The following is a 25,631-nucleotide window of genomic DNA, read 5'->3' on the forward strand; positions in this document are numbered from 1 at the left end:
TTCACAGCTTTACGCTGGGGGACACATTAGCGCGGACCACCCCCGCCCCCCCGCGCAGCCCCCGATTGCGCCGCACGTGGTGCGACGATTGGGGCGTGGCGTACTTCGACGCGGCCTCGACAGAGCCGCTGCACCCTCAGGCACGTGAAGCTCTGATCGCGGCGCTCGACGTCGGCTGGGCCGACCCGGCGAGACTGTACGGCCCCGCCCGCCGGGCAAGGATGTTACTGGAACAGGCGCGCACAGAGGTCGCCGAAGCTCTCGGAGCCCGTCCCGACGAGGTTTCCTTCACCTCCTCGGGGACCCAGGCCGTGCATCTGGGCGTGCTGGGAGCCCTGCACGGGCGGCGCAGGGTCGGGCGCCGCCTGGTGACCTCGGCGGTCGAGCACTCCAGCGTGCTGCACGCCGCCGGGGTCCACGAGCGTGACGGGGGAAGCGTCGAGACGGTCGGCGTCGGCCTCACGGGCGCGGTCGATCCGGCCGCCTTCCGCGCGGCCGTCCTGGCGGAGGGTACGGCGCTGGCCTGCCTGCAGAGCGCCAACCACGAGGTTGGCACGCTCCAGCCGGTCGTGGAGGCCGCGGCGGCGTGCGCGGAGGCGGGGGTGCCGCTGCTGGTCGACGCCGCGCAGACCGCGGGCAGGATGCCGCTGCCGGGCGGCTGGTCGGTGCTCACGGCCAGCGCGCACAAGTGGGGCGGCCCGGCCGGGGTCGGGGTGCTGGCGGTCCGCAAGGGCACCCGCTGGCGCAGCCCGCTGCCCGAGGACGACCGCGAGCGGCGCAGGGTCCCCGGGTTCGAGAACGTGCCCGCGATCGTGGCCTCGGCCGCCGCGCTGCGCGCCATGGTCGCCGACTCGGCCAGGGAGTCGGCACGGCTGGCCGCGCTGGTCGACCGGATCAGGAGTGAGGTGCCCCGGCTCGTCCCGGACGTCGAGGTGATCGGCGACCCGGTCTCCCGGGCACCACATATCATCACCTTTTCCTGTCTTTACGTCGAAGGTGAAGCGTTACTGACAGAATTGGACAAGGCAGGGTTCGCCGTATCGTCCGGCAGTTCCTGCACGGCCAGTACGCTTCGTCCGTCGCATGTTTTGGAGGCCATGGGCGTGCTTACGCACGGGAACGTACGGGTATCGCTGCCCCAGGGCGCGTCCGCGACGGATGTCGACCGTTTCCTCACCGTCCTGCCGGACGCGGTGAGGAAGATTCGTGAGGACGCGGGAGTCAGGTCGTGACCGAGAGATGCGGGGGGTGAGGCGCTCCATGGTGTCCACACAGGCGGCCGAGGCAGAGGCGGGTCAGCCTCCGGCACTGACCATCGACGCGCTGGGCAAGAAGTGCCCGATCCCCATCATCATGCTCGCCGAGCAGATCAACTACGTGCCGCGCAACGCCATCGTCTCGGTCCTGGCCGACGACCCCGCCGCGTTCACCGACATCCCGGCCTGGTGCAGGCTGAAGTCCCACCACCACGTGGCGAGCTACGAGCTTCCCGACGGGGGCTGGGCCATCCACGTGCGCCGCAACTACTGACGGCCGATCACCTGGCCCCTCCCGGCGCGGGAGGGGCCGGTGCGCGTCTCAGGCGTGGTGGCACCGTACGAAACGGCCCGCTTCCTCGGCGGCCTCGGTGCCGTAGGCGGCGGCGAAGCGCTCAACGAAGGCCCGCTGACCGAGCTCGTACTCCTGGCCGCCGACCCGCTCAAGGACGTGGGTGGCGGTGAGGTTGCCGAGCTGGCCGCAGCGCTCAAGCGGCAGCTCCCAGGCCAGGCCCGCCAGGAAGCCGGCCCTGAAGGCGTCGCCGACGCCGGTCGGGTCGGCCTTTCCGTTCTCCGGGGCGGGTGAGACGTGCAGGGACGGCTCGCCCCTGCGGTCGATCACGACGCCCTTGGGGCCGAGCGTGGTGACACGGACGCCGACCCGCTCCAGGATCTCCTCGCCCGACCAGCCGGTCTTCTGCTCGATCAGGCCGCGCTCGTAGTCGTTGCCGAACAGGTAGGCCGCGCCGTCCACGAGCTTCCTGATGTCCTCACCGGGCATCCGCGCGAGCTGCTGCGAGGGGTCGGCGGCGAAGGGGATGCCCCGGTCGCGGGCCTCGTCGGTGTGCCTGAGCATCGCGTCGGGGTCGTTGGGGCTGACCAGGACGAGGTCCAGGCCGCCGAGCCGCTCGGCGATCGGGCCCAGCTCGATCAGCCTGGCCTCGGCCATCGCGCCGGTGTAGAAGGAGGCGATCTGGTTGTGGTCGTCATCGGTCGTGCACAGGAACCGGGCCGTGTGGTGGACCTCGGAGGTGTGCACGGAGTCACAGTCGACGCCGTGCCGTTCGAGCCAGGAGCGGTAGTCGGCGAAGTCCGTGCCGACCGCGCCGACCAGGACGGGCCGAAGGCCAAGGCTGCCCATGCCGAAGGCGATGTTGGCCGCGCAGCCTCCGCGGCGGACCTGAAGGTCGTCCACGAGGAACGACAGGGAGACCCGGTCGAGCTGGTCGGCGATGAGCTGGTCGCCGAAACGCCCCGGGAAGGTCATCAGATGGTCGGTCGCGATTGAGCCGGTGACGGCGATGCGCACGGGGTCATTCTCCTCGTTGTCAGCATCTTCTGGATGGACGGGGTTTGGAGCCCCGCAAGAATACGTGACCATGCGGACGCACGGCGGCCCCGCGAGGTGAGAGATCTCACCCCGCGGGGCCGCCGTGCATCAGTTGTCGCGGGACCGCCCGCGTATGTCTGACTAGTTGAACGAGTCGCCGCAGGCACAGGAGCCGGTGGCGTTCGGGTTGTCGATCGTGAAGCCCTGCTTCTCGATCGTGTCGACGAAGTCGATGGTCGCCCCACCGAGGTACGGCGCGCTCATCCGGTCGGTGACAACGCTGACACCGTTGAAGTCCGAGACGACGTCGCCGTCCATGGAACGGTCGTCGAAGAAGAGCTGGTAGCGCAGGCCCGAGCAGCCACCGGGCTGCACGGCGACGCGCAGCTTGAGCCCTTCCTCACCCTGCTGCTCCAGCAGGTTCTTGACCTTGGCCGCCGCCGCGTCACTCAGGACCAGGCCCTGCGTCGTGGTCTCGCTGCTCTCAACCGACATGTGGTGACTCCCGCGTCTGCGTCAGCCGCCCGGCCGGGTCGGCTGTCTGTGTGTGACGTCCTTCTTAGACGCTACCAACACGTGCCGACCGCTACACATTCCTGGGCCGACCGCCCCCGCCCCCACCCCGGAATAAAACCCCGGGGAGCGTGTGTCATCATTAGTCGTCAGTTCGACGATAAGGGGGTGTGGTCGTGACGACCACCGAGACCGGCCTTCCGCTTTTCGTCCTCGGCAGGGGGACAGACCCGCACAGCGAGCGCGGTGTCGACTGTCCCGGGGAGCTGCCGACCGCCTCGGACCCGGCGCTCGTCGAGCGCGCCAGACGGGCGAAGGCGGCGCTCGGGGAGCGGGTCTTCGTCCTCGGCCACCACTACCAGCGTGACGAGGTCATCCAGTTCGCCGACGTGACCGGCGACTCCTTCAAGCTCGCCCGCGACGCCGCGGCCAGGCCGGAGGCGGAGTACATCGTCTTCTGCGGCGTGCACTTCATGGCCGAGTCCGCCGACATCCTCACCAACGACGACCAGAAGGTCGTGCTGCCCGACCTGGCCGCCGGGTGCTCGATGGCGGACATGGCGACCTTCGACCAGGTCGAGGAGTGCTGGGAGGCACTGGAGGACGCCGGGATCGCCGAGACGACGGTCCCGGTCACCTACATGAACTCCAGCGCCGACATCAAGGCCTTCTGCGGGCGCAACGGCGGCGTCGTGTGCACCTCCTCCAACGCCAGGCGCGCCCTCGAATGGGCGTTCTCCCGGGGGGAGAAGGTCCTGTTCCTGCCCGACCAGCACCTGGGGCGCAACACCGCGGTGCTGGAGATGGGCCTGTCCCTCGACGACTGCGTCGTCTACAACCCGCACCGGCCCAACGGCGGCCTGACCGTCCAGCAGCTCCGCGACGCCAAGATGATCCTGTGGAAGGGGCACTGCTCGGTCCACGGCCGCTTCACCGCCGAGTGCGTCGACGAGGTGCGCGAGCGCGTCCCCGGCGTCAACGTGCTGGTCCACCCCGAGTGCAGGCACGAGGTGGTCACCAAGGCCGACTACGTCGGTTCGACCGAGTACATCATCAACAGGCTCAGGGAGGCCCCCGCCGGGTCGTCCTGGGCGGTCGGCACCGAGCTGAACCTGGTCAAGCGGCTGGGGCACATGTTCCCCGACAAGGACGTGACGTTCCTCGACAAGACCGTCTGCTACTGCTCGACGATGAACCGGATCGACCTGCCGCACCTGGTGTGGGCCCTGGAGTCGCTGGCCGCGGGCCAGGTGGTCAACCAGATCACCGTGGACCCGGAGACCACCCGCTGGGCCAAGGTCGCCCTGGACCGCATGCTCGCCCTGCCCTGAGCCCCGCTCGGGCGTCGCTCGTAAAATCAGCCGAGCCCGTAGACCACCCTGACGCTGACGGAGACGGTCTGCTGGCCGGGGCTGACGGAGGCCTTCTCCGCCGCGAACCCCGCCCCGTAGGCGACCGGCCTGGGCGGGGTGACGCTCTCCTCGGAGATCGTCACGACCCGGCCGAGCTCGCGGCCCGCCAGGCTCGCGTACTGCTCGGCGCGGGTCCTGGCGTCGGCGAAGGCCAGGTCGCGTGCCGCCGTGAGTGCGCCACGGCTGTCGGAGACCTCGAAGGACAGGCCGTTCAGGCGCACCTCCTCGCCGACGGCGACCGCCGCCTCGATGACCCGGTCCGCGCTCTCCAGGTCGCGCACCACGGCCTCGACGCCCTGGGCCGCCCGGTAGCCGGAGACCTTGGGGTAGTTCTCGTACTCGGGCCCCAGGGACAGCTCGCTCGTGCGCAGGTCCTCGGTGGCGACCCCCGCCTGACGCAGCGCCGAGGTCAGCTTGGCTGCGGCCACCCTGGCGGCGGCGAAGGCCTGGCTCGCGCTCGCGTGGCGCACCTCGACGCCGGTGTTCAGGCGCATGATGTCGGGGGCCGAGGAGACGCTGCCCTCCCCCACGACCGTCACCTGGGATCGGTTCTCTTCCACGATCACCCTCGCAGTATCGGAAACGGTGCCGGAGTCCGCGGACGCGACTCCGCCGAGCGTCCCGGCGGTGAGGAACGCCGCCGTGGCCACGATGTGAGACAGCTTGATCATAGGCTCATGGCACCACGGAAGGGCAGTCGCGCCGGGGAGGCACCCCTGCCCCCTGCCGTGTTTTGAACACCGATTACGGCTCTCTCAGTCCTCGTGGGTGAAGCGCATGTACTGCTTCTTGTACTCCTCGGCGTTGGTCGTGGTGGCCAGGAGCCGCTTGACCTTCCCCTCGAAGTCGATCACCACGGCCTCGTAGCCGCTCCCCTTGGGCCGCCAGCCCGCGATGTGCCGGTCGTCGTACCAGCCGATGAGCTTGTCGGTCTCGAACGGCACCTGGAACAGGGCGTCCGCGTCGGTGGCGGTGGACCAGATGCAGATCTTCTTCTTGTCCTGCTTGCAGTAGGTCATGATCATCGTGCCCGACGGGGAGACGTCGTCGCCCTCGACGGTGACCGGGGTGCCCACGTCGAGCAGGGTCTGCAGCACCGTGCCCTGCAGGTCGTAGAAGCGGATGCGCTGGGTCTTGCCGGTGAGCGCCCAGGTGCCGACCGCCCTGCTGTCACCCCGCCAGAAGTAGCTCCACTTCCCGGCGTCCTTCTCCCTGACCTTGACGGTCCTGACCTTCTTCGTCGCGATGTCGATGATCGCGTAGCCGTACTCCTTGCTGGTCTTGCCCGCCGACTCGTACAACGTCACCAGGCCCTTGCTGCCGTCGGGGGACCACTGCGGGATGGTCGGGTAGACCGGCGCCTTGGCGATCCTGAGCGTCGTCGCGGAGTTGGTCCTGCGGTCCACGAGGGAGACGACGGCGTAGTTCTCCGAGTCGTAGACCTTGTCGACCGCCAGCGCCTGGGTGCCCGTGGGGTTGACCACGTACTGGAAGTACTTGTCGTTCTTGCTGAAGGCACCGGCCCGGGAGCGCGTGTAGAGGATCTTGTCCCAGTCGAGGCTGTAGGAGGTGAGCTTGACCGGGTCGTCCGGGTTCTCGTGGAGCGTGATCGAGCTGCCCGGCAGCTTGATCGCGTTCGTCTCCTGGGGCGGGTCGGAGACCGTGGGGCTCGGCGTCGGCGGGGCGTCGCTCCGGTCGGGCTCCCAGGGGCCGCCGGTGTCCGCCGTGTCGATCGTGCCGGTCTCCGTGCCCTGCTCGCCCTCCCTGTTCGTCAGCAGCGCGAGGGCGCCCCCGCCCAGCAGGACGACCACGATCCCGGCCACGACCGCGATCCAGACCCCCGTCCGCCTCTTCTTCCCGTACGGCGCCGCCCCCTGGGGCGGGTAGCCCTGCACGGGCCCCTGCGGGTAGCCGGGGCCGGGGAAGGGCTGGCGTCCCGCCGGGACCGTCCCCACCGCGCCGGGTCCCGTCTGGTCGGGACGGGGGTAGTGCACGGTCGGCGGGTAGCCGCCCTGGGTCGGCTGCTGGAAGTGCTGCTGGCCGTACCCCCCGGGCGACCCACCGGGGCCCGTCCGCTGGGCGGCGGCGGCCGATCCCTCGGCGAGGATGCCTCCCGGCGCGGCCGGTGCCGCGGCGCCCGGCATGACGCCGGGAACGCCTCCCGGGACGGTGCCCGCGTGCCCGAGCAGCCTCAGCAGGGCGTCGCCCGCGCTCGGCCGTACTGCGGGATCCTTGGCCAGGCACTGGCCGACCAGTTCGCGCAGCGCCGGGTCGGCGATGGCCCGCAGGTCGGGCTCCAGGTTCATGATCCGGTTGAAGATCGCGGGCAGGCTGTCCGTCCCGAAGGGAGGGCTGCCGGTGGCCGCGAAGACCATCGTGCAGCCCCAGGCGAACATGTCGGCGGGCGAGCCAGCCTGCTCCCCCGCAAGCTGCTCCGGCGTCATGTAGGAGGGGGTGCCGATCGCCGTGGCGGTCAGCGTCGAGGTCCTGTCCAACGCCTTGGCGATGCCGAAGTCGATCACCCGGGGACCGTCGGGGGCCAGCAGCACGTTGGACGGCTTGAAGTCCCGGTGCACGATCCCGGCCTGGTGGATCGCGACGAGCGCGGTCACCGTGCCGATCGCCAGGCGGTGCAGCGCCGAGCCCTCGCGCGGTCCTTCGGCGGCCACGACCTCGGCGAGCGTCGGGCCGTCGATGTACTCGCTGACGATGTAGGGACGGTTGCCGTCCACCCCGGTGTCGATGACCGCGGCGGTGCAGAACGGCGCGACCCGTCTGGCGGTGCTGACCTCGCGGACGAAACGTTCCATGGCCTCGGCGTCCTGCGCGAGGTCGGCACGGAGCAGTTTGACCGCGACCCGGGCACCCGTCGGGGAGACGCCGAGGTAGACCGTGCCCTGCCCGCCCTCGCCGAGCCGCGCGGTGAGCCGGTACTCCCGGACCCGCTCGGGATCCCCAGACCGCAAGGACGCAAGGTCCGGCATACCTACCCTCCCTTTAGGGGCCTTTTAGGCTCCATTGTGACGGCAAATAGTCACGGTCAGTGCATCAGTGCCCCGCGACGCCGAGCGTCCTGACCGCCTCGGCGATCGCCTCGGGCCGGTCGAGCTGAACCTCGTGCCCGCTGGCGGGCAGCGGGACCAGCCGGGCGCCGAGCAGCCGGGCCAGGTCACGGTGGCACGGGTCGTCGTCCCCCGCGCTGAGCACGACGACCGGGACCGGGGGCAGGGGGTGGGTCCGGCGCAGCTCCCCGAGTTCGGCGGCCATGTCCGGATAGGCGAGCCACTCGGCCAGCGCCGCGGCCAGCACCCTGCCCCTGCCGTACACCGCCCCTGCTCTCTCGTGCGCCCCCATGAGGAGGCGGTGCGCCGGAGGCAGGAGCAGGCGGGCGAGCGCGGTCGCGCCGAACGTCCCGCCAAGCGCGGGCAGCACTCCCTGTACGGCCCGCACCGCCGCCGCCCGCGTCCCGCTCCCGCGCCCCAGGTTCGGCTCGCAGCTCGGATCGACCAGGACCAGGCCCGCCACCCGGCCGGGGTTGAGCCGGGCGAAGGCCTCGGCGTGGAAGGCCGCGACGGAGTGGCCGACCACGACCGGCCTGCGCGCGAGCGCGGCGATCCGCTCCGCCTCCTCCGTCAGGGACGGCGGCCCCGGGTGGCCGGAGCTGAGCCCGAGCCCAGGACGGTCGAAGCGGATCACCAGGTGGTCGGCTCCCAGGTCCTCGGCGACCCGGTCCCAGTGGAACCACGCCCCCGCCATCCCCGCGCAGACCACAACCGGCGTGCCCGCCCCCTGGAGCAGGACGTGTGACTTCTGCGGGACTGCGCGGGTCCTGTCGCGCCACAGCGCGGCCCCGACCAGCAGCAGCCAGAGCGCGACGATCCCCACCTGGAACCGCTGGGCGAGGCCGACGGGGACGGCGCTCCCGCCCGCCTCGGCGACCAGGGTGAGGGTCCACACCGTCGCCACAGCCATCAGGACGGCCAGTACGGCTCCGCCGTACACCAGAGAGGGCCAGCGGCGGCGTCGCAGCGCGCTCACCGGCAGCGCGACGAGACTGAGCCCCGCCCCCGCCAGGGCCAGGGAGCTGACCGCCGCGTGGAGCGTGTGGGAGGCGGACAGGCGCCCCGCCGCCTCGGCTGCCGCGCACGCGGGCTCGCTCAGCACCGCGCAGTCCAGCGGGAAGACACCCGCGTCCAGCACCGTCATCGCGCCGAACAGCGCGAGACCGAGCCACCCGGCCGCGCCCGCCCTGCCGGGACGCTCATCAGGCGCCAGGGCGACCCCTGCCAGGCAGGCGGTTCCGGCCAGCACGTCGGCCAGGCGTACCAGCCACGACCACGGCTGGTCGGCCGCGGCCAGCTCACTGAGGTAGGCGAGGGAGCTGTCGACGCCGGGGTTGAGGAACTGCAGCGGCACCCAGGCCGCGTAGCACAGTCCCGCCAGGAGGAACGCCAGGGCCGCGACCCGCGTCACGTCTCGCCTTGAGCGCACGGCTCACAGTCCGGGGGCGCCCCAGAGGGGGAACCAGCGGCCGAGGTCGGGCTCGATCCTCAGCTCCCCGTCGAGCGCGCCGCGCACCTGAAGCTCAAGGGAGTTGTCCCTGCGCTGACCGGACAGCGGCGCGAACGGGTAGAAGGCGCCCCGCTTGTAGAGGTAGACCAGCGCGAGCCGCCCCTGCGGGGAGGTGAAGGTGACCAGTGAGCAGAGCAGGGAGGGGCCGAAGCCCGCGGCCTCCAGCGAGGAGTTGACCGCGTGCAGGTCGGTGACCAGGTCGCCGAGCGCGGCGGGGTCGCGGCGCACCACCAGCCAGGTGTAGCCGTAGGAGTCCTTCACCTCCTCGACCGGCGGCCCTCCCCCCGCGGCGAGCAGTTCGACGACGTCGCGCTCAAGCGCGCTGAACGCCCCACCCTCGGCGGGACGGAAGCAGACGGAGCCGATCCCGTTGGGTTCGAGCCCGGTCGCGGCCTGCAGGGTCACCGCGGCCGACGGCAGCGCGAACAGCGCGTCCAGGTCGGGCTTGACGGGTTCGGTACGGCCCAGCAGCGCGTCCCACCACCTGGCCACCGCTCACACTCCCTGTCCGAGCTGGCCGGAGATCCTGCGGAGCTGGTCGAGACGCCGGTCGAGCGGAGGGTGGGTGGCCAGCAGCGAGGCCAGGGAGGCTCCGGCACGGCCACCGGCGAGCGCGGGGGCGAAGAAGAAGGCGTTGAACGGCTCGGCCTCGCGCAGGTCCCTGGTCGGGATGCGGGCCATGTCACCGGAGACCTTGACCAGCGCGCTGGCCAGGGCGGAGGGCCGCTGGGTCAGCAGCGCCCCCGCGCGGTCGGCGGCCAGCTCGCGGTAGCGCGACAGCGCCCGGGTGAGCAGGAAGCTGATCGCGTACACCAGGACGGAGACCAGCATCACGATCAGCCCGATCGGCGGCCCGTTCTGGTTGTCCCTGCGCCCGCCGAGACCGCTGTAGAGCGCGACCCTGGTCATCAGCCCCGCCACGATGCCGAGGAAGGACGCGATCGTCATCACCGCGACGTCACGGTGGGCGACGTGGGACATCTCGTGGGCGAGCACGCCCTCAAGCTCGGCGCGGTCAAGGCGCCGCAGCAGGCCCGTGGTCGCGCAGACCACGGCGTTCTTCTGGTTGCGGCCGGTGGCGAACGCGTTCGGAACATCCGAGTCGGCGATCGCCACCCGCGGCTTCGGCATGTCGGCCATGGCGCAGAGCCGGTCGATCACACCGTGCAGCTCGGGCGCCTCCTGGGGGCTGACGACCCGTCCGTGCATCGCGAACAGGGCGATGCGGTCGGACATGAAGTACTGGACCAGGAGCATGGCGCCCGCGATGACCAACACCGTGACGGCGTGGACGCCCAGTGAGATCAGCACGCCGACGAACACGACATAGAGCAACCCCAGCAGGAACATGGTCAGAACCATGCGGCTGGTCAGGCCCCGGTCCGGGGCGAACCGGGTGTGTGCCATATGCCCAAACTATCCGGGAATCAGACCCTCATTGCCGAGCATCTCCCGCACTTCGTCCATGGAAGCGTCAGCCGGAGGCAAAATCAGCTCCGACGGCTCAAGGCTGTCGTCGGGCAGCGCCTTGCCGACGTGACGGACCTTGTCGAGCAGGTCGTGCAGCCTGCTTCTGAAGGACTCCTCGTCACCGGCGGCGATGGCCGCCTCAAGCTCGCTGTCGAGGGCGTTGAGGACGTCGAGATCGGCCTCGGCGATGTCGATCTGACCCTCGCCCATGATGCGTACGATCACAGCCCCTCCCCCGGCTGGCGGAACTGCTGGGTCTGCTGGTTCTGCGGCTGCTGCTGCGGTTGCTGCTGGGGCTGCTGGTAGCCCGGCTGGGCCGGACCCTGCTCGATCGCGCTCTTCGGCGCGGGACCCTGGCCGAGCTCAGCCTTCATGCGGGCGATCTCCAGCTCCACGTCGTGCCCGCCGCCCATGCGGTCGAGCTCGGCCTGGATGTCGTCGCCGCGCTGGCCGCTGAAGTCGTCGAGCGCGCCGCTGGCGAGCAGCTCGTCGATGGCACCCGCGCGGGCCTGCATCGAGGCGGTCTTGTCCTCGGCCCGCTGGATCGCCAGACCGACGTCGCCCATCTCCTCGGAGATGCCGGAGAAGGCCTCGTTGATACGGGTCTGCGCCTCGGCGGCGGTGTAGGTCGCCTTGATCGTCTCCTTGCGCGTGCGGAAGGAGTCGACCTTGGCCTGCAGGCGGTGCGAGGCCGTGGTGAGCTTCTCCTCCTCACCCTGAAGGTTGTCGTGCTGCACCCGGAGGTCGGCGATCTGGGTCTGCAGACTCGACCGGCGGGTCAGCGCCTCACGGGCCAGGTCCTCACGGCCGACCCCCAGCGCCTTGCGGCCCTGCTCCTCAAGCTTGCGGGACTGAGCCTCGATCTGGTTGATCTGCAGTTCCACCCGCTTGCGCGAGGTGGCGACGTCGGCCACGCCACGGCGCACCTTCTGCAACAACTCCAGCTGACGCTGATAGGAGTAGTCGAGGGTCTCGCGCGGATCCTCCATCTTGTCCAAGGCGTTGTTCGCCTTGGACTTGAAGATCATTGAAAGTCTCTTCATCACGCTCATGCGCGTCGGCCGTCCCCTTCTTCAAATGCGCTTCGGGTCACCCCAGTGATTCCAGCCCCCCAAGCAAAGCACCGGAGCCACCTAGGTTCACCCTACGCATAACGCACGAGGGCGTCACTAAGTTGCACTCCCGGTAGGCTGACGATGTGTTCCGACGTACCCAGACCACCGCGGACGACTCCCCCGTCTCCGTCAACGATCCTAAGCCTGCGGGCAAGGGGCGTCCCACACCCAAGCGCCGCGACGCCGAGGGGCGCCGCCGTCAGCCGGTGAACGCCCCCCAGAACCGCAAGGAGGCCTACCGGCAGCTCCGTGAGCGCCAGGCCAACGAGCGCGTCAAGGCCCGCGAGGGCATGCTGCGTGGTGACGAGCGCTACTTCCCGGCCCGCGACCGGGGCCCGGCCCGCAAGTTCGCCCGTGACTGGGTCGACTCCCGGCGCCTGCCCAGTCAGTACTTCCTGCCTTTCTCCCTGTTCATCCTGCTGGTGACCTGGGTGCCCTTCCCCGAGCAGATCCGCGGTCAGGTCTACGTCGCGGTCATCACGGTCGGCTGGCCGCTCATGATGATCGGCGTCGTGCTGACCTCGGTCTGGGTGGCCTGGAAGATCAAGAAGCTGACCGCGGAGAAGTTCCCCTCGGAGAACCTCAAGGGTGTCGGCTTCTACGCCGCGATGCGCGCGCTGCAGATCCGCAAGCTGCGCTTCCCGCCGCCGGCCGTCCTGCCCGGCGGCAGGCCGGTCCCGCCGAAGAAGTAAGAACGCGCGCCACGGCCCCCGTCCGCACGGACCGGGGCCCGGCGGCGTCACGGGCTGCCGACGACGTCCCAGTCGAGCACGCCCTCGACCACCCTGGGCCGCCAGTAGCCGATGCGCCCACCGGTCTCCAGGGCGTCGGCGGTCGCCTTCAGCAGCGCGTAGTAGGACTTCACCCGCACCCCGCCCGGCGCGAAGCCGATCGGCGAGTCCTCGCAGCTCCTTCCCACGTCACGCACGACCGAGTCGACGAGCAGGTAGCAGCCGGTGCCGTCCGCGGTGAACGGGATCATCCGCCCGTCCCACCACTCCGACCTCTCGTCCGTCTCATCGGCCAGATGGTCGTCGGTGCCGTCGACCTCGCACAGCATCCGCCAGGAATCGCGGATCCTCCTGACATCCAGCGGGTCCTCCCCCAGGAGAGAGACTCCCCCACCGTTGTGCCGCAGCAGGGAGGCGCGCAGGTCCTCGGGCAGGCGTAGGCCCATCTGCGCCTCGGCCACGGCGATGGTCCCGGGCCTCGCGGGGGCGGCGAGTGTGCCGTAGGTCCGGGGGGCGTTGACCCGCAGCCATCTCTCGATCCTGACCCACTGCCGGTTTACGGCCCTGGTCACCTTCGGGTTACGTGCCCTCAGGTGCGGCCTCCGCGCCGCCGGATGACAGTCGGCGTCCAGGACAACGGGCGCGGGCGTCTCCTGGACCTCCGGCACGCGTCCGACAACCGGTTTCCCCGCGTGCCCCCGCCCGGAGAAGACCGTGCTCTCCAGGAACTGGGCGCCCACGGCCAGCAGGCACAGCGCGCACGCGACGGCTCCCCAGCGGGTGAGAAAACGCCGGGTCGCGCGGTCAAGCGGCGGGCGCGGCGCGGGGCGCCGGGTGAGGAAGCCGGGCAGCCGGGCAGGTGTCGCGTACCCCCTGAGAATCTTGGTGTCCGGCGTGCCCAGGATCGGAGCCGGTGGCCACGCCTCCACCTTTGAGGCGACCTCGGCGCGGGTCGGTTCGGGGACGGCCACCGGGCGCCGGGCCGAGGAGGGGCGGCGCAGGCGCAGGACCGCCACGACGACCGCCGTCACCACGGCCGCCGCCAGCGCCAGCCGTACCCATCGAGAAGTGATCAACCGCGACACGCCGGGCAGAGTATCCCGAATCCCTCCCTTCTATGGCGCCCACTAGGGTCGGGGCATGGAATTCCGTCACCTCGGCCGTAGCGGCCTCAAGGTCAGTGAGATCAGCTACGGCAACTGGATCACCCATGGCTCCCAGGTCGAGGAGGACGCCGCGAAGGAGTGTGTGCGGGCGGCTCTCGACGAGGGGATCACCACCTTCGACACCGCGGACGTCTACGCGGGCACCAGGGCCGAGGAGGTGCTCGGCCGGGCGCTGAAGGGGGTGCGCCGCGAGTCCCTGGAGATCTTCACCAAGGTCTACTGGCCGACCGGGAGCGGCCCCAACGACCGTGGCCTGTCGCGCAAGCACATCACCGAGTCGATCAACGGCTCACTGCGCCGCCTGCAGACCGACTACGTGGACCTCTACCAGGCCCACCGCTACGACCACGAGACCCCGCTTGAGGAGACCCTCAAGACCTTCGACGATCTCGTACGGCAGGGCAAGGTCCTCTACGTCGGCGTCAGCGAGTGGACCGCGGACCAGATCTCCAGGGCGCTGCGGATCGCCGACGAGATGGGCTTCGACCGCCTGGTGTCCAACCAGCCGCAGTACTCGATGCTGTGGCGGGTCATCGAGGCCGAGGTCGTCCCGCTGTGCGAGAAGGAGGGCCTCGGACAGATCGTCTGGTCCCCGATCGCCCAGGGCGTGCTCACCGGCAAGTATCTCCCGGGTCAGCCCCCGCCCGCCGGGTCCAGGGCGACCGACCCGACCGGGGGCGGCTTCATCTCCCGGATGATGGACGACGACCTGCTCACCAGGGTGCAGCAGCTCAAGCCTGTCGCCGCCGACCTCGGCCTGACCATGGCCCAGCTCGCGGTCGCGTGGGTGCTGCAGAACCAGAACGTGTCCTCGGCGATCATCGGCGCGACCAGGCCCGAGCAGGTCCGCGACAACGTCGGGGCCTCCGGGGTGAAGCTGGGCGAGGACGTGCTCGCCAGGATCGACGAGATCATCGGCGCCGTGGCGGAGAAGGACCCCGCCAAGACCGTCAGCCCGGAGAGGCGTCCCTAGTCTCCTCCCCTCCCGTGGCCCCGGTCGACGGGGCCACGGGAGGGGGTGGCTCACTCGGGGCGCAGCGGCATGTTCGCGTACTCGACCCGGCCGTCCTCAAGCAGCGTGACGCTCTCGACACCCGCGTCGAACAGCTCGCGCCAGCTCTCACCGAGCCACGACTCCGCGTCCGCCTGGCTGGGGAACGCGTCGGACGGCGTGACTCCCTCGGTCACCTCGCCGCCGTTCGCGTCTTCGTAACGCCAGTGCCACGTCATGCCATGCGCTCCTTCTCACGAGTTCTCACGAGTCCGGCGATCTTTTTCTGACGGTTCAGCGAACCCTACATCGCCCGAGGCCGCCCCGGGGGTCGGCCGTACGCTGGGGGCCGTGAAGGTCCTGTTCTCCGGTACGGCGGGCACCGAGGGATGGCCGGTTCCCGGCTGCGGATGCGCCTCCTGCTCGCGTCTCTCCCCCGGCCACCGGCGCCCCGCCGAGATCGTCCTGGATGGGACGGTACGGCTCCCGCACGACCTGTCCGGCTCCCTCCCCCCGGGGCTCCAGGTCGCGGCGGACCCCGGCGGCCTGCTGCTCACCTCCCCCGGCGGCCACCGTGTCCTGTACGCCGTCCGGCCCCACGTCCGCTCCGTCGAGGGGCCGAGGGGGCGGGCATGTGACCTGGTGCTGGTGGACGTGCTCGACCGGCCCGAGTTGCTCGGCGGGCTGCGGCGCCGGGGCCTGGTCACGGAGGGGACCCACGTGGTCGCGGCGCATCTCGACCACCGGGTGTCCTCGGAGACGGAGCTGGCCAGGCGGGCGCTGCTGTGGGGGGTGCGGGCCGTACCCGACGGGACCGTCCTCGACCTGGACGGGCCCGCGCCCGCTCCCGGGCCGCCTCCCCGGCGGACACTGCTGCTCGGCGGGTCCCGCTCGGGCAAGTCGGCCGAGGCGGAGCTGAGGCTAGCGGCCGAGCCGGAGGTCCGTTACGTGGCGACCGGCCCCCGGGGTGACGGGGACGACGAGTGGGCACGCAGGGTCAGGACGCACCGGGAGCGCAGGCCCGCCCACTGGGAGACGGTCGAGAGCACCGACCTGGCCGGGTTGCTGCGCGGTTCGCGGGCGCCGCTGCTGGTCGACGGGCTCGGCACCTGGGTCGCGGCGGTCTTCGACGAGTGCGACGCCTGGTCCGGCGACGGGGGCGGGGAGGCGGTCGAGGCGCGGTTCGCGGAGGTGGTCGAGGCCTGGCGGCAGGTCGGCTGCCGGGTGGTCGCGGTCTCCGACGAGGTCGGGCTCGGCGTGGTGCCCGCGACGGCGAGCGGCAGGATGTTCCGCGACGCCCTCGGTTCGCTGAACCGGCGTCTGGCCGCCGAGTCCGAGGACGTCACCCTGGTCGTCGCGGGCCGTCCGATGTCCCTTCCCCTGTAGGACCCCGTAGGAGAGACCGTGTCCGCTGATCCACCGCCCGGGGAGCGGCGTTCGACGTTCGCCGACGGCCTGCGTCTGGCGGCCGGGACGCTGAGCGTGTTCCCCGTCAGGCCCGGGGTCGTCGATCGCCGGACCGGAGGGATCGCGATGACGGTAGCGCCCCTGGCCGGGGCGCTGCTCGGCGGTGCCTGCGCGGCCGTGCTCGCGGTTGCGCTGTGGCTCGGCCTGGCTCCCCCGCTCGCGGCGGCGCTGGCCGTGGCGGCCCTGGCGCTGTTCACCAGGGGGCTGCACCTGGACGGGCTGGCCGACCTGGCCGACGGTCTTGGCAGCGCCAAACCCGCCGAACAGGCCCTCGAAATCATGAAAAAGTCGGATATCGGGCCGTTCGGGGTGGTGACGCTGATCCTCACCCTGCTGGTCCAGGTGACGGCGCTGGCGCAGGTCACCGCCTCGGGGACGGGCCCCGCCGCGCTGGTGGTCGCGTGCGCGACGGGCAGGCTCGCCCTCACCTGGGCCTGCCGTGCCGGGGTGCCCGCCGCCCGCCCCGGCGGTCTCGGCAGCCTGGTCGCGGGCACCGTACGGCCCGGCCCCGCGCTCGCCGTGACGGCGCTGACGCTCCTGGGGGCCGCCCTGGCCGGGCCACGGGCCGTGCTGGCCGTCCCGGTGGGCCTGCTGGCGGCCTGGGCGCTGCGGCGGCGGGCCGTACGGCGGCTCGGTGGCGTCACCGGGGACGTGCTCGGCGCGCTCGTCGAGACCGCGACCGCCGTGGCCCTCGTGGTGTGCGCGACGGGCGGCTGACGTTCAGCCCTCCGCGGGTACGGCGGGCCGTACCGGGGCGCGGGTGAACAGCAGGAGGGAGAGCACGGCCAGCAGTGCCGAGCCGACCAGGCCGGTGGCCCCGGCGACCACCAGGCTCGGCGGGTGCGCGGCGTCGGCGACGAGCAGGATCAGCCCTCCCGAGGCGTTCAGGGCGCCGTGGCCCACGACGGCGGGCCAGACGCTTCCCGAGCGCAGGCGCAGCCAGCCGAGCAGGGCGCCGAAGGCGACGCAGAACACCACGAAGAAGGGGGCCGCCCAGGCGCCCAGCTCGGGGTAGTTGTAGCCGCGCAGGGTGAGCGGGGCATGCCAGGCCCCCCAGATCACCCCGGAGACCAGGACCGCCCGCCAGGTGCCGAGCGGCATCAGCCTCGGCAGCAGCCATCCCCGCCAGCCCCACTCCTCGCCGAAGGCCGGGATGGAGTTGACCAGCGGCGCGACGAGAACCGCCAGGGCGAGCTGGACCACGACCACCGGCCCGAGCGACGACGGCACGGGCCGTCCCTGGGACGTCTGCTCCAGGGTCTGCCGGAACAGGCTGAACCCGTCGAGGTCGAGGCCGAACAGCCCGAGGGCCGCGCTGAGCGCGATCGCCGCGGCCACGAACAGCGGCACGCCGAACCACGCGAGCGCGAAGAGGGCGACCGTACGGCCCGGCCGCTCCCCCAGCGTCAGGCCCGTGCGCCCGGCCCACTCACGCCAGGTGGTACCCGGCTCGCCGCGGCGCCTGCCGTACAGCCAGACGGCCAGGACGCCGAGCGCGGGGGTGAACATCATCACGGCGGCGGTCACCACCACCGGCGCGGAGCCGAGGGGGGAACCGTTCAGCCAGATCGGCAGGGCGAACAGCCAGGACAGGCCGAACGCGACGATCAGGAACAACCACAGGTCCGTGGAACGACGGGACATGACACCACCTTCTTGGAGGACTTCGCGGGAGGACGGGTCCCGGGGGTCAGTGGGCGGCCTCGGCGACGTAGGCGTTCAGCAGGGCGGCGCCGTTGCCCGCGTCGTCCACGGAGACCGCGAACTCGCCCCCGGTGACGCGCCGGATGACCAGGCACTCGCCGCCGCGCAGCATGAACGTGACCCGGCCCGCGCCGGGCACGCCCCGGACACCCCAGCCGCCGACCTCGGTCGGGCTGCGCGTCTCGACCCAGGCGGACTCGATCCTGTCGATCGGCGTACGGCGCGCGAGCCCGCCGAACAGGCCGAAGCCGACGCGCAGGCCGTTCTCGTCGACGCGGACCCGGGTCGAGCAGGTGGCCAGCCCGACCAGCGTCGCCAGGGCCAGCGCGCCGAGGAGGGTCAGGGCGGAGCCCTCCAGGACGCCCGTCACGGCGAGCACCGCGCAGACCAGGGCGCCCGCCAGGGACGCCAGGGACAGCCCGAGCAGCCAGCCGTTGCTCGCGCGGCTCACCCAGACCGCGCGCCGCCCCGCGCGCAGCCGTACGGTCGGCAGGGCGGCCGGGTCACGGTGCGGGTCGGGGGCTCCCCTGCCGAGGAACCCCGCCAGCACACCGACCGCGAGCGCGGCGAGGGACACCGCGATCGCCTGCCAGACGGGCAGCCCGGCCTGCCGCCAGTCGGCGGCGTCGAGGTTGGCCGCGACGGTCGTGCCCTGCATCCCGACGGCCAGTACGGCCCAGCCGAACAGGAAGCCGGTCCAGCTCGCGCGTCCGAGCCGGGTGGCGAGCGCGGGTCCCCGCAGGGCGAGGACGGTCAGGACGATCCAGGCCACCCCCCACAGGGCCAGACCGGCCCACAGGGCGGTGGTGAAGGACATGTGCCCGTTGGGGGTGCCCGCGCCGTTCCAGTGGGTGGCGAGCGGGTCGGGCAGGCGGTCCCGCAGGGCGAGCGGAATGCCGGCGACGGCGGCGGTGACGAGGACGCCTCCGCCGAGGGCGAGGACGGCACGACCCTTGGAGGTCATCGCGCCTCCTTCCGTTGAGGGGGAGCCGTGGAGCGGGGAGGTCACGTCAGCTCCCTGATGATGTGGATCACTTCTTCCGGGCCGTAGCCGTACCGGTCGGCCTCGGCGAGCAGTTCGCGCGCCGCCTCCGCCAGCACGGCCCTGGCGTCGGGTCTGCTGAGCACGCTGACCCCGCGTCCCCTGCGGAACTCGAGCAGCCCCTCGTCCCGCAGCTCGCGCAGCGCGCGCAGCACGGTGTTGGCGTTGATGCCCAGCGCGTCGGCCAGGTCCCGCGCGGGCGGCAGCCGGTCGCCAGGGCGGTAGGAGCCGTCCGCGATGGCGCGGCGGATCGCTCCCGCGACCTGGTCGTGCAACGGCCGCGGATCGTTCAGGTCCAGAGAGAGCAACATAGTGATAGTGACACTAGCACCATCACTCAGATGGTGCTAGTTCAAGTAGCTTCATCGTGGGTTCGGCCAATTCATAGGACGAACCCTCGTTTATGCGTACGGCCCAAGCACGGCTAGCATCGGGCGCGTGACCACTGTGCGGGTGAATTCAACTGACAACGTCGTCTCGTTCGAAACCGATGCGCTGGTCGTCGGCGTCCATCCCGGCGAGGACGGTCCCCGTCTCGCTCCCGGCGCCGAAGGACTGGACGATGCACTGAACGGCAAGCTGGCCGCGACCCTCGGCGCCGTAGGCGTCAAGGGCAGACCGGGCGAGATCGCCAAGGTCCCCACCTTCGGCGCGCTCGCCGCCCCGCTCCTGGTGGTCGTCGGTCTCGGTGACGCCCCCGGCTCCGGCGCGGACTACGACCCCGAGACCCTGCGCCGCGCGGCGGGCTCCGCCGTACGCGCGCTCGCGGGCACGGCCCGGGTCGCGCTCGCCCTGCCCTCCGCCGACGCCTCGCGGGTGGGCGCCCTCGCCCTAGGCGGCCTGCTCGGCGCCTACTCCTTCACCAAGTACCGCACCAACGGCGAGCAGCCCGCCCCGGTCGACGAGCTGACCCTGCTGAGCGGCGCCGAGGGCGCCCAGGCCGCGGTCGAGCGCGCCGTCACCGTCTCGGAGTCGGTCTCCCTCGTGCGCGACCTGGTCAACACCCCGCCCTCCGACCTGTGGCCCGCCCGCTTCGCCGAGATCGCCGAGGAGACCGGCACCGCGGCCGGTCTCTCCGTCGAGGTGCTGGACGAGACGGCCCTCAAGGAGGGCGGCTACGGCGGCATCGTGGCCGTCGGCCAGGGCTCGGCCAACCCGCCGCGCCTCGTCCGCCTCGCCTACAGCCACCCCGAGGCCGCCAAGACTGTCGCGTTCGTCGGCAAGGGCATCACCTTCGACTCCGGCGGCCTCTCGCTCAAGCCGTCGGCCTCGATGGACTGGATGAAGTCGGACATGGGCGGCGCGGGCGCGGTCTTCGGCGCGCTCGTCGCCATCGCCAAGCTGGGTCTGAAGGTCAACGCGGTCGGCTACCTCTGCCTCGCGGAGAACATGCCGAGCGGCACCGCCCAGCGTCCCTCCGACGTGTTCACCAGCTTCGCGGGCAAGACCGTCGAGGTGCTCGACACCGACGCCGAGGGCCGCCTGGTCCTGATCGACGGCATCGCCAGGGCCGCGCAGGACTCCCCCGACGTGATCGTGGACATCGCCACCCTCACCGGCGCGCAGATCGTCGCGCTCGGCTGGCGCACCGCCGGGGTCATGTCCAACGACGACGCACTGCGCGCCGAGGTCGTCGAGGTCGCCGGTGAGCAGGGCGAGGGCGCCTGGGGCATGCCCCTGCCCGAGGAGCTCCGCAAGGGCCTCGACTCCCCCGTCGCCGACATCGCCAACCTGCACCCCGAGCGCTGGGGCGGCATGCTGACCGCGGCGATCTTCCTCCGGGAGTTCGTGCCTGACGGCGTCCGCTGGGCCCACATCGACATGGCGGGCCCGGCCTTCAACAAGGGCGAGGCGCACGGTTACACCCCCAGGGGTGGCACCGGCGCGATCACCCGCACCCTGCTCGGTCTCGCGGAGCGCTACGCGGGCTAGCCCGTGCGGGACACGAGCGGCACAGACAGATGAAAAGATGCGGTTGCCGAGGTCAGGCCACGGGCGAGAGAGCCGACGGCGGGCATCGGCACGGCGGCGAACCGAGGGCCCAGGGACACGGCCGCGGACACGAACGGGTGTCCGCGGCCCCCTGGGCACGGAGCGGGCGCGACCGCGACACGGTACTTCGATCCGACAAGGAGCTTTCCTGTGGCTGATGGCAGCGGCCCGTACGACCTCGTCGTCCTGGGGGGCGGTAGCGGTGGGTACGCCTGCGCTCTGCGGGCGGCCGAGCTGGGCAAGACGGTTGTCCTCATCGAGAAGGACAAGATCGGCGGCACGTGCCTGCACCGGGGGTGCATCCCCACCAAGGCCCTCCTGCACTCGGCCGAGGTGGCCGACGAGACGCGGGAGAGCGAGACCTACGGCGTCAAGGCCCGCTTCGAGGGCATCGACGTGCCCGCGGTCCACGCCTTCAAGGACAAGATCGTCACGCGCGCCTGGAAGGGTGTGCAGGGCCTGCTGAAGAGCAAGGGCATCACGATCGTCGAGGGTGAGGGCCGCCTGGTCGGCCAGAACCGGATCGCCGTCGGCTCCGACGTCTACGAGGGCCGCAACATCGTGCTGGCGACGGGCTCCGCGCCCAGGTCGCTGCCCGGCCTAGAGATCGACGGCGAGCGCATCATCACCAGCGAGCACGCGCTCAAGCTCGACCGGGTGCCCGCCTCGGTGATCGTCCTGGGCGGCGGCGTCATCGGCGTCGAGTTCGCCAGCGTCTGGCGCTCCTTCGGCGCCGAGGTGACGGTCGTCGAGGGCCTGCCGCACCTGCTTCCCCTTGAGGAGGAGTCCAGCTCCAAGCTGCTGGAGCGTGCCTTCCGCCGCAGGGGCATCAAGCAGGAGCTCGGGGTCTTCTTCGAGGGCGTCAAGACCACCGACACCGGTGTCGTCGTCACCCTCGCCAACGGCAAGACCCTTGAGGCCGAGCTGCTGCTCGTCGCCGTCGGCCGTGGCGCCGTCGTGGCGGGCATGGGCTTCGAGGAGGCGGGCATCGCCGTCGAGCGGGGCGCCGTCGTGGTGAACGAGTACTGCCAGACCAGCGTCCCCGGCGTGTACGCCGTCGGCGACCTGATCCCCACCCTGCAGCTGGCCCACGCGGGCTTCGCCGAGGGCATCCTGGTCGCCGAGCACATCGCGGGGCTCAACCCGGTGCCGATCGACTACGCCGGTGTCCCCAGGATCACCTACTCCGACCCCGAGGTCGCCTCGGTCGGTCTCACCTCCGCGCAGGCCAGGGAGAAGGGCCACGAGATCGTCGAGCTCACCTACGACCTCGCGGGCAACCCCAAGAGCCAGATCCTGCAGACGCAGGGCGCCATCAAGATCATCTCGGAGAAGGACGGGCCCGTTCTCGGCGTGCACATGGTCGGCCGCCGTATCGGAGAGCTCGTGACCGAGGGTCAGCTGATCTACAACTGGGAGGCGCTGCCCGCCGAGGTGGCCCAGCTCATCCACGCGCACCCGACCCAGTCCGAAGCCGTCGGCGAGGCGATGCTGGCCCTGGCCGGCAAGCCTCTGCACGTCCACAGCTAGTTCGAAGCCCTCACTCGGAACACGAGAGAAGACATCATGCCGAAGTCCGTACAGATGCCCCAGCTCGGCGAGAGCGTAACCGAGGGCACCGTCACCCGCTGGCTGAAGAAGGAGGGCGAGCGCGTCGAGGCCGACGAGCCGCTTCTCGAGGTCTCGACCGACAAGGTCGACACCGAGATCCCCTCCCCCGCCGCGGGTGTCATCACCAAGATCATTGTTGGTGAGGACGAGACCGTCGAGGTCGGCGCCGAACTGGCGATCATCGACGAGAACGCGACCGAGGGTGCCACGCAGACCGAGGCTCCGGCCCCGGCGCCCGAGCCCGAGCAGGCTCCCGCCCCGGCCCAGCCGATCTCCTCGATCCCGCAGCCCGCTCCGCCGGCTCCGCCCGCTCCGGCTCCGGCCCCCGCGCCCGCGCCCGCCCCGGCTCCTCCCGCTCCGGCCCCGGCTCCGGCCGCCGCCCCCGCTCCGGCTCCCGCCCCGCAGGCCGCCCCGGCGCCGCAGGCTCCCGCCCCGGCCCCGGCCGCGGAGCAGTCCTCCGGCGAGAGCCCGTACGTCACCCCGCTGGTCCGCAAGCTCGCCAGCGAGCACAACGTCGACCTGGAGACGCTGACCGGCACCGGTGTCGGTGGCCGTATCCGCAAGCAGGACGTGCTTGAGGCGGCCCGCAGCCAGCGTGAGCGCGCCGCGACCGCCCAGGCGCCCGCGCAGGCTCCCGCCCCGCAGGCCGCCGCCCCCGCGCAGGCGCCCGCCGCCGCCCAGGCCCCCGAGCCGGTCGCGGTGGACACCACGCTGCGTGGCCGTACCGAGAAGATGTCGCGCCTGCGGCAGACCATCGCCAAGCGCATGGTCGAGTCGCTGCAGGTCTCGGCCCAGCTCACCACGGTGGTCGAGGTCGACGTCACCAAGATCGCGAAGCTGCGCGACCGCGCCAAGGCGGAGTTCCAGCGTCGCGAGGGCGTCAAGCTCTCGTTCATGCCGTTCTTCGCGCTGGCCACGATCGAGGCGCTCAAGCAGCACCCCAAGCTCAACGCCACGATCAACAGCGAGACCAACGAGGTCACCTACTTCGACGCCGAGCACCTGGCCTTCGCGACGGACACCGAGCGCGGCCTGATCGTCCCGGTGATCAAGGACGCGGGCGACCTCAACATCGCCGGTCTCGCCCGTAAGATCGCCGACCTCGCCGAGCGCACCCGCACCAACAAGGTGAGCCCCGACGAGCTCGGCGGCGGCACGTTCACGCTGACCAACACCGGCAGCCGTGGCGCGCTGTTCGACACGCCGATCCTCAACCAGCCGCAGGTCGGCATGCTGGGCACCGGCGCGGTCGTCAAGCGGCCCGTCGTCCTGGACACCGCCGAGGGCGAGGTCATCGCCGTCCGCTCGATGGTCTACCTCGCGCTCAGCTACGACCACCGCCTGGTCGACGGCGCCGACGCCGCCCGCTTCCTGACGACGATCAAGCGTCGTCTTGAGGAGGGCCGCTTCGAGAACCAGCTGGGCCTCAACGTCTAGTCTCCGTTCCGCGTCTCCGGGCCGGTCCGCGTTCCCCGCGGGCCGGCCCGCTCGTTTTCCCTCCTCCGGGACACGTGCGTCCGCGGGCCGTCCGGCTCTCGAAGACCTTGGGGGAGGTCGTTTAGATTGAACGGTATGACGATCATCGTGACCGGTGCCTCCGGCCTGCTCGGCTCGGCCCTGACCGCGGCCCTGCGGGCCGAGGACGCACGGGTGGTCCGCCTGGTACGGCGCGAGCCCCGGGGGGCCGACGAGGCGTTCTGGAACCCGGCGGAGGGTGTCCTCGACCCGGCCGCCGTCGAGGGCGCCCAGGCGGTGGTGCACCTGGCCGGGGCGGGCATCGGCGACCGGCGGTGGAACGCGGACGTCAAGCGCGAGATCGCCCGCAGCCGCATCGAGGGCACCAGGACCCTGGTCAGGGCGCTGACCGAGGCCGATGCCCGGCCAGAGGCGCTGCTCTCCGGCTCGGCGATCGGCTTCTACGGCGACACCGGCGACCGGGAGGTGGACGAAACCGCCCCGCCCGGCGAGGGGTTCCTGGCCCAGGAGGTGGTCGTGCCCTGGGAGGCGGAGACCGAGCCCGCACGCGAGGCGGGCATCCGGGTCGCGCTGCTGCGCACCGGCCTGGTGCTGAGCCGCGAGGGCGGCATGCTGCCCAAGATTCTGCCGATCTTCAAGCTGGGGCTGGGCGCGCCGCTCGGCTCAGGCCGCCAGTACTGGTCGTGGATCACGGTCGACGACTGGGTCGGGGCCGTGCTGCGCGTCCTGCGTGATCCAGGCCTCTCGGGGCCGGTGAACCTGACCGCGCCGCACCCGGTCACCAACGCGGAGTTCACCAAGACCCTCGCCCATGCCGTACGGCGGCCCGCCATGCCGCTGGCCGTACCGGGATTCGCCCTGAAAACGGCCATCGGGGGGTTCGCCGATGAGGGGGTGCTCACGGGGCAGCGGGTGCTCCCCGGACGCCTGACCGAAGCGGGGCACACGTTCCGGCATATCCGTCTCGGTGACGCACTGACCGCCGTACTCTAGGGTCCCTGTTTCCGCCACATCAGCTGGGAGATCACCTATGGGTAGGTCCGGGCAGTCGCACATCCTCGCCATCGGGGGCGGCTCCTTCCGCGCCTCGCGACGGCAGGGGGTCATCGAGGCGAGCGCGCTGCTGCGGTACGCCCTCGACCTGACCGGCCAGGACCGGCCGAGGCTCGGCCTGCTCGCCACGGCGACGGGCGACGACGCCCAGTGGCTGCTGAGCATGTACGGCGCGTTCGGCGCCTGGGACGTCGAGATCAGCCACCTGACCGTCTTCCCGATGCCCAACGTCGACGACCCCCGTGAGTGGATGCTGAGCCAGGACGTCATCTACGTCAGCGGCGGCAGCGTGGCCAACCTCACGGCGCTGTGGCGGCTGCACGGCCTCGACGAGGCCTTCGAGGAGGCGTGGCGGTCGGGTGTGGTGCTGTGCGGGCAGAGCGCGGGGGCGCTGTGCTGGCACGTGGGCGGCAACACCGACTCCTTCGGTCCCGAGCTGCGGGTGTGGGCCGACGGCCTCGGACTGCTGCCGTACTCGTGCGGGGTGCACTACAACTCGGAGCCGCAGCGCCGTGAGCTGCTGCACAGGGCGGTGGCCTCCGGCGAGCTGCCCGGCGGTTACGCCGCGGACGAGGGGGTGGCGCTGCACTACGTTGGCACCGAGTTCATCCAGGCCGTGAGCGTCGACCCGAAGGGGTACGCCTACCGGATCGAGCACGACGGGCAGGACGGGGTCAAGGAGTTCCGCATCGAGCCTCGCCTTCTCACGACTTGAGCATGAGCGGGTCAA

General features: G+C 71.5%; 26 protein-coding genes. 12 read left to right on the top strand and 14 right to left on the bottom strand.

Annotated elements, in window-relative coordinates:
- Window positions 1–95: 95 nt before the first annotated feature.
- Both FHS44_RS15265 and FHS44_RS15270 read left to right on the top strand, forming a co-directional pair.
- Window positions 96–1,232 (top strand): cysteine desulfurase family protein, encoded by a 1,137-nt coding sequence (locus FHS44_RS15265; protein ID WP_184714852.1) that lies wholly within the window; start codon window positions 96–98, stop codon window positions 1,230–1,232.
- 28 nt (window positions 1,233–1,260) lie between these two features.
- Window positions 1,261–1,530, top strand: a complete 270-nt coding sequence (locus FHS44_RS15270) for a sulfurtransferase TusA family protein (RefSeq protein WP_184714854.1) — start codon at window positions 1,261–1,263, stop codon at window positions 1,528–1,530.
- Window positions 1,531–1,578: 48 nt separating this feature from the next.
- On the opposite strand, the gene FHS44_RS15275 is transcribed toward FHS44_RS15270, so the two are convergent.
- On the bottom strand, window positions 1,579–2,565 hold the full coding sequence (locus tag FHS44_RS15275; protein ID WP_184714856.1) for a carbohydrate kinase family protein: 987 nt from the start codon (window positions 2,563–2,565) through the stop codon (window positions 1,579–1,581).
- Between the two features lie 162 nt (window positions 2,566–2,727).
- Window positions 2,728–3,081, bottom strand: coding sequence for an iron-sulfur cluster insertion protein ErpA (gene erpA / locus FHS44_RS15280; RefSeq protein WP_184714858.1), 354 nt, complete (start codon window positions 3,079–3,081; stop codon window positions 2,728–2,730).
- 194 nt (window positions 3,082–3,275) lie between these two features.
- Here erpA and nadA point away from each other — a divergent pair, with 194 nt between their 5' ends.
- Entirely contained in the window at window positions 3,276–4,430 is a 1,155-nt protein-coding gene (gene nadA, locus FHS44_RS15285) for a quinolinate synthase NadA (protein ID WP_312863665.1), read from the top strand.
- 26 nt (window positions 4,431–4,456) lie between these two features.
- On the opposite strand, the gene FHS44_RS15290 is transcribed toward nadA, so the two are convergent.
- The 7 genes from FHS44_RS15290 to FHS44_RS15320 all read right to left on the bottom strand — a co-directional run bounded on the left by FHS44_RS15290 (window position 4,457) and on the right by FHS44_RS15320 (window position 11,605).
- Window positions 4,457–5,182, bottom strand: coding sequence for an SIMPL domain-containing protein (locus FHS44_RS15290; RefSeq protein WP_184714862.1), 726 nt, complete (start codon window positions 5,180–5,182; stop codon window positions 4,457–4,459).
- An 84-nt stretch (window positions 5,183–5,266) separates the two neighbouring features.
- Complete coding sequence (locus tag FHS44_RS15295) at window positions 5,267–7,477, bottom strand: serine/threonine protein kinase (RefSeq protein WP_184714864.1); 2,211 nt, start codon at window positions 7,475–7,477, stop codon at window positions 5,267–5,269.
- Window positions 7,478–7,559: 82 nt separating this feature from the next.
- Window positions 7,560–8,984 carry an alpha/beta fold hydrolase gene (locus tag FHS44_RS15300; protein ID WP_184714866.1) on the bottom strand — a complete coding sequence of 475 codons (1,425 nt, stop codon included), beginning with the start codon at window positions 8,982–8,984 and terminating at the stop codon, window positions 7,560–7,562.
- Between the two features lie 21 nt (window positions 8,985–9,005).
- Window positions 9,006–9,575, bottom strand: a complete 570-nt coding sequence (gene pspAB / locus FHS44_RS15305; protein WP_184714868.1) for a PspA-associated protein PspAB — start codon at window positions 9,573–9,575, stop codon at window positions 9,006–9,008.
- A gap of 3 nt (window positions 9,576–9,578) precedes the next feature.
- Window positions 9,579–10,490: a zinc metalloprotease HtpX gene (htpX, locus tag FHS44_RS15310; RefSeq protein ID WP_184714870.1), complete on the bottom strand. Its 912-nt coding sequence runs from the start codon at window positions 10,488–10,490 to the stop codon at window positions 9,579–9,581.
- A 9-nt stretch (window positions 10,491–10,499) separates the two neighbouring features.
- The gene (pspAA, locus tag FHS44_RS15315) at window positions 10,500–10,778 is read right to left on the bottom strand and encodes a PspA-associated protein PspAA (protein WP_184714872.1); all 279 of its coding nucleotides are present in this window, start codon (window positions 10,776–10,778) and stop codon (window positions 10,500–10,502) included.
- Window positions 10,775–11,605 carry a PspA/IM30 family protein gene (locus FHS44_RS15320; protein ID WP_221460702.1) on the bottom strand — a complete coding sequence of 277 codons (831 nt, stop codon included), beginning with the start codon at window positions 11,603–11,605 and terminating at the stop codon, window positions 10,775–10,777. The genes pspAA and FHS44_RS15320 overlap by 4 nt, the downstream gene beginning before the upstream one ends.
- 146 nt (window positions 11,606–11,751) lie before the next feature.
- On the opposite strand from FHS44_RS15320, the gene FHS44_RS15325 reads away from it, so the two are divergent.
- A complete protein-coding gene (locus FHS44_RS15325; protein ID WP_184714876.1) occupies window positions 11,752–12,360 on the top strand; it encodes a DUF3043 domain-containing protein in 609 nt (202 codons plus the stop codon).
- A gap of 47 nt (window positions 12,361–12,407) precedes the next feature.
- Here the strand turns inward: FHS44_RS15325 and FHS44_RS15330 are convergent, their stop codons facing one another.
- Window positions 12,408–13,484, bottom strand: coding sequence for an SMI1/KNR4 family protein (locus tag FHS44_RS15330; RefSeq protein ID WP_184714878.1), 1,077 nt, complete (start codon window positions 13,482–13,484; stop codon window positions 12,408–12,410).
- 55 nt (window positions 13,485–13,539) lie between these two features.
- Here FHS44_RS15330 and FHS44_RS15335 point away from each other — a divergent pair, with 55 nt between their 5' ends.
- Window positions 13,540–14,538 carry an aldo/keto reductase family protein gene (locus FHS44_RS15335; RefSeq protein ID WP_184714880.1) on the top strand — a complete coding sequence of 333 codons (999 nt, stop codon included), beginning with the start codon at window positions 13,540–13,542 and terminating at the stop codon, window positions 14,536–14,538.
- A gap of 50 nt (window positions 14,539–14,588) precedes the next feature.
- Here FHS44_RS15335 and FHS44_RS15340 read toward each other — a convergent pair whose 3' ends face one another.
- Window positions 14,589–14,795, bottom strand: a complete 207-nt coding sequence (locus FHS44_RS15340; protein ID WP_184714882.1) for a hypothetical protein — start codon at window positions 14,793–14,795, stop codon at window positions 14,589–14,591.
- A 112-nt stretch (window positions 14,796–14,907) separates the two neighbouring features.
- Here FHS44_RS15340 and FHS44_RS15345 point away from each other — a divergent pair, with 112 nt between their 5' ends.
- Together FHS44_RS15345 and FHS44_RS15350 are read left to right on the top strand one after the other, a co-directional pair.
- A complete protein-coding gene (locus tag FHS44_RS15345; protein WP_312863666.1) occupies window positions 14,908–15,942 on the top strand; it encodes a bifunctional adenosylcobinamide kinase/adenosylcobinamide-phosphate guanylyltransferase in 1,035 nt (344 codons plus the stop codon).
- Window positions 15,943–15,960: 18 nt separating this feature from the next.
- Entirely contained in the window at window positions 15,961–16,740 is a 780-nt protein-coding gene (locus FHS44_RS15350; RefSeq protein WP_312863667.1) for an adenosylcobinamide-GDP ribazoletransferase, read from the top strand.
- 3 nt (window positions 16,741–16,743) lie between these two features.
- Here FHS44_RS15350 and FHS44_RS15355 read toward each other — a convergent pair whose 3' ends face one another.
- The 3 genes from FHS44_RS15355 to FHS44_RS15365 are packed head-to-tail and all read right to left on the bottom strand — an operon-like array spanning window position 16,744 to window position 19,080.
- Window positions 16,744–17,667, bottom strand: coding sequence for a CPBP family intramembrane glutamic endopeptidase (locus FHS44_RS15355; RefSeq protein ID WP_184714886.1), 924 nt, complete (start codon window positions 17,665–17,667; stop codon window positions 16,744–16,746).
- A gap of 46 nt (window positions 17,668–17,713) precedes the next feature.
- Complete coding sequence (locus FHS44_RS15360) at window positions 17,714–18,691, bottom strand: DUF1648 domain-containing protein (RefSeq protein ID WP_184714888.1); 978 nt, start codon at window positions 18,689–18,691, stop codon at window positions 17,714–17,716.
- A gap of 41 nt (window positions 18,692–18,732) precedes the next feature.
- Window positions 18,733–19,080 (bottom strand): GntR family transcriptional regulator, encoded by a 348-nt coding sequence (locus tag FHS44_RS15365; RefSeq protein ID WP_184714890.1) that lies wholly within the window; start codon window positions 19,078–19,080, stop codon window positions 18,733–18,735.
- Between the two features lie 127 nt (window positions 19,081–19,207).
- On the opposite strand from FHS44_RS15365, the gene FHS44_RS15370 reads away from it, so the two are divergent.
- The 5 genes from FHS44_RS15370 to FHS44_RS15390 all read left to right on the top strand — a co-directional run bounded on the left by FHS44_RS15370 (window position 19,208) and on the right by FHS44_RS15390 (window position 25,616).
- Window positions 19,208–20,701, top strand: coding sequence for a leucyl aminopeptidase (locus tag FHS44_RS15370; RefSeq protein ID WP_184714892.1), 1,494 nt, complete (start codon window positions 19,208–19,210; stop codon window positions 20,699–20,701).
- Window positions 20,702–20,911: 210 nt separating this feature from the next.
- Window positions 20,912–22,291, top strand: a complete 1,380-nt coding sequence (gene lpdA / locus FHS44_RS15375; RefSeq protein WP_184714894.1) for a dihydrolipoyl dehydrogenase — start codon at window positions 20,912–20,914, stop codon at window positions 22,289–22,291.
- A 36-nt stretch (window positions 22,292–22,327) separates the two neighbouring features.
- Window positions 22,328–23,809: a 2-oxoglutarate dehydrogenase, E2 component, dihydrolipoamide succinyltransferase gene (gene sucB / locus FHS44_RS15380; RefSeq protein WP_184714896.1), complete on the top strand. Its 1,482-nt coding sequence runs from the start codon at window positions 22,328–22,330 to the stop codon at window positions 23,807–23,809.
- A gap of 135 nt (window positions 23,810–23,944) precedes the next feature.
- The gene (locus FHS44_RS15385; RefSeq protein WP_184714898.1) at window positions 23,945–24,841 is read left to right on the top strand and encodes a TIGR01777 family oxidoreductase; all 897 of its coding nucleotides are present in this window, start codon (window positions 23,945–23,947) and stop codon (window positions 24,839–24,841) included.
- 37 nt (window positions 24,842–24,878) lie between these two features.
- Window positions 24,879–25,616: a Type 1 glutamine amidotransferase-like domain-containing protein gene (locus FHS44_RS15390; protein WP_184714900.1), complete on the top strand. Its 738-nt coding sequence runs from the start codon at window positions 24,879–24,881 to the stop codon at window positions 25,614–25,616.
- The last annotated feature ends 15 nt before the right edge of the window (window positions 25,617–25,631 follow it).

This window comes from Streptosporangium saharense, from assembly GCF_014203715.1.
In the GTDB taxonomy this organism is placed as follows: domain Bacteria; phylum Actinomycetota; class Actinomycetes; order Streptosporangiales; family Streptosporangiaceae; genus Streptosporangium; species Streptosporangium saharense.

Excerpts from the sequence above, each read along its gene's own strand:
- FHS44_RS15270 (WP_184714854.1), top strand. The coding sequence starts at position 1,261 with ATGGTGTCCACACAGGCGGCCGAGGCAGAGGCGGGTCAGCCTCCGGCA.
- erpA (WP_184714858.1), bottom strand. The coding sequence starts at position 3,081 with ATGTCGGTTGAGAGCAGCGAGACCACGACGCAGGGCCTGGTCCTGAGT.
- FHS44_RS15290 (WP_184714862.1), bottom strand. The coding sequence starts at position 5,182 with ATGATCAAGCTGTCTCACATCGTGGCCACGGCGGCGTTCCTCACCGCC.
- htpX (WP_184714870.1), bottom strand. The coding sequence starts at position 10,490 with ATGGCACACACCCGGTTCGCCCCGGACCGGGGCCTGACCAGCCGCATG.
- FHS44_RS15320 (WP_221460702.1), bottom strand. The coding sequence starts at position 11,605 with ATGAGCGTGATGAAGAGACTTTCAATGATCTTCAAGTCCAAGGCGAAC.
- FHS44_RS15335 (WP_184714880.1), top strand. The coding sequence starts at position 13,540 with ATGGAATTCCGTCACCTCGGCCGTAGCGGCCTCAAGGTCAGTGAGATC.
- FHS44_RS15340 (WP_184714882.1), bottom strand. The coding sequence starts at position 14,795 with ATGACGTGGCACTGGCGTTACGAAGACGCGAACGGCGGCGAGGTGACC.
- FHS44_RS15355 (WP_184714886.1), bottom strand. The coding sequence starts at position 17,667 with ATGTCCCGTCGTTCCACGGACCTGTGGTTGTTCCTGATCGTCGCGTTC.
- FHS44_RS15360 (WP_184714888.1), bottom strand. The coding sequence starts at position 18,691 with ATGACCTCCAAGGGTCGTGCCGTCCTCGCCCTCGGCGGAGGCGTCCTC.
- FHS44_RS15365 (WP_184714890.1), bottom strand. The coding sequence starts at position 19,080 with ATGTTGCTCTCTCTGGACCTGAACGATCCGCGGCCGTTGCACGACCAG.
- sucB (WP_184714896.1), top strand. The coding sequence starts at position 22,328 with ATGCCGAAGTCCGTACAGATGCCCCAGCTCGGCGAGAGCGTAACCGAG.
- FHS44_RS15385 (WP_184714898.1), top strand. The coding sequence starts at position 23,945 with ATGACGATCATCGTGACCGGTGCCTCCGGCCTGCTCGGCTCGGCCCTG.
- FHS44_RS15390 (WP_184714900.1), top strand. The coding sequence starts at position 24,879 with ATGGGTAGGTCCGGGCAGTCGCACATCCTCGCCATCGGGGGCGGCTCC.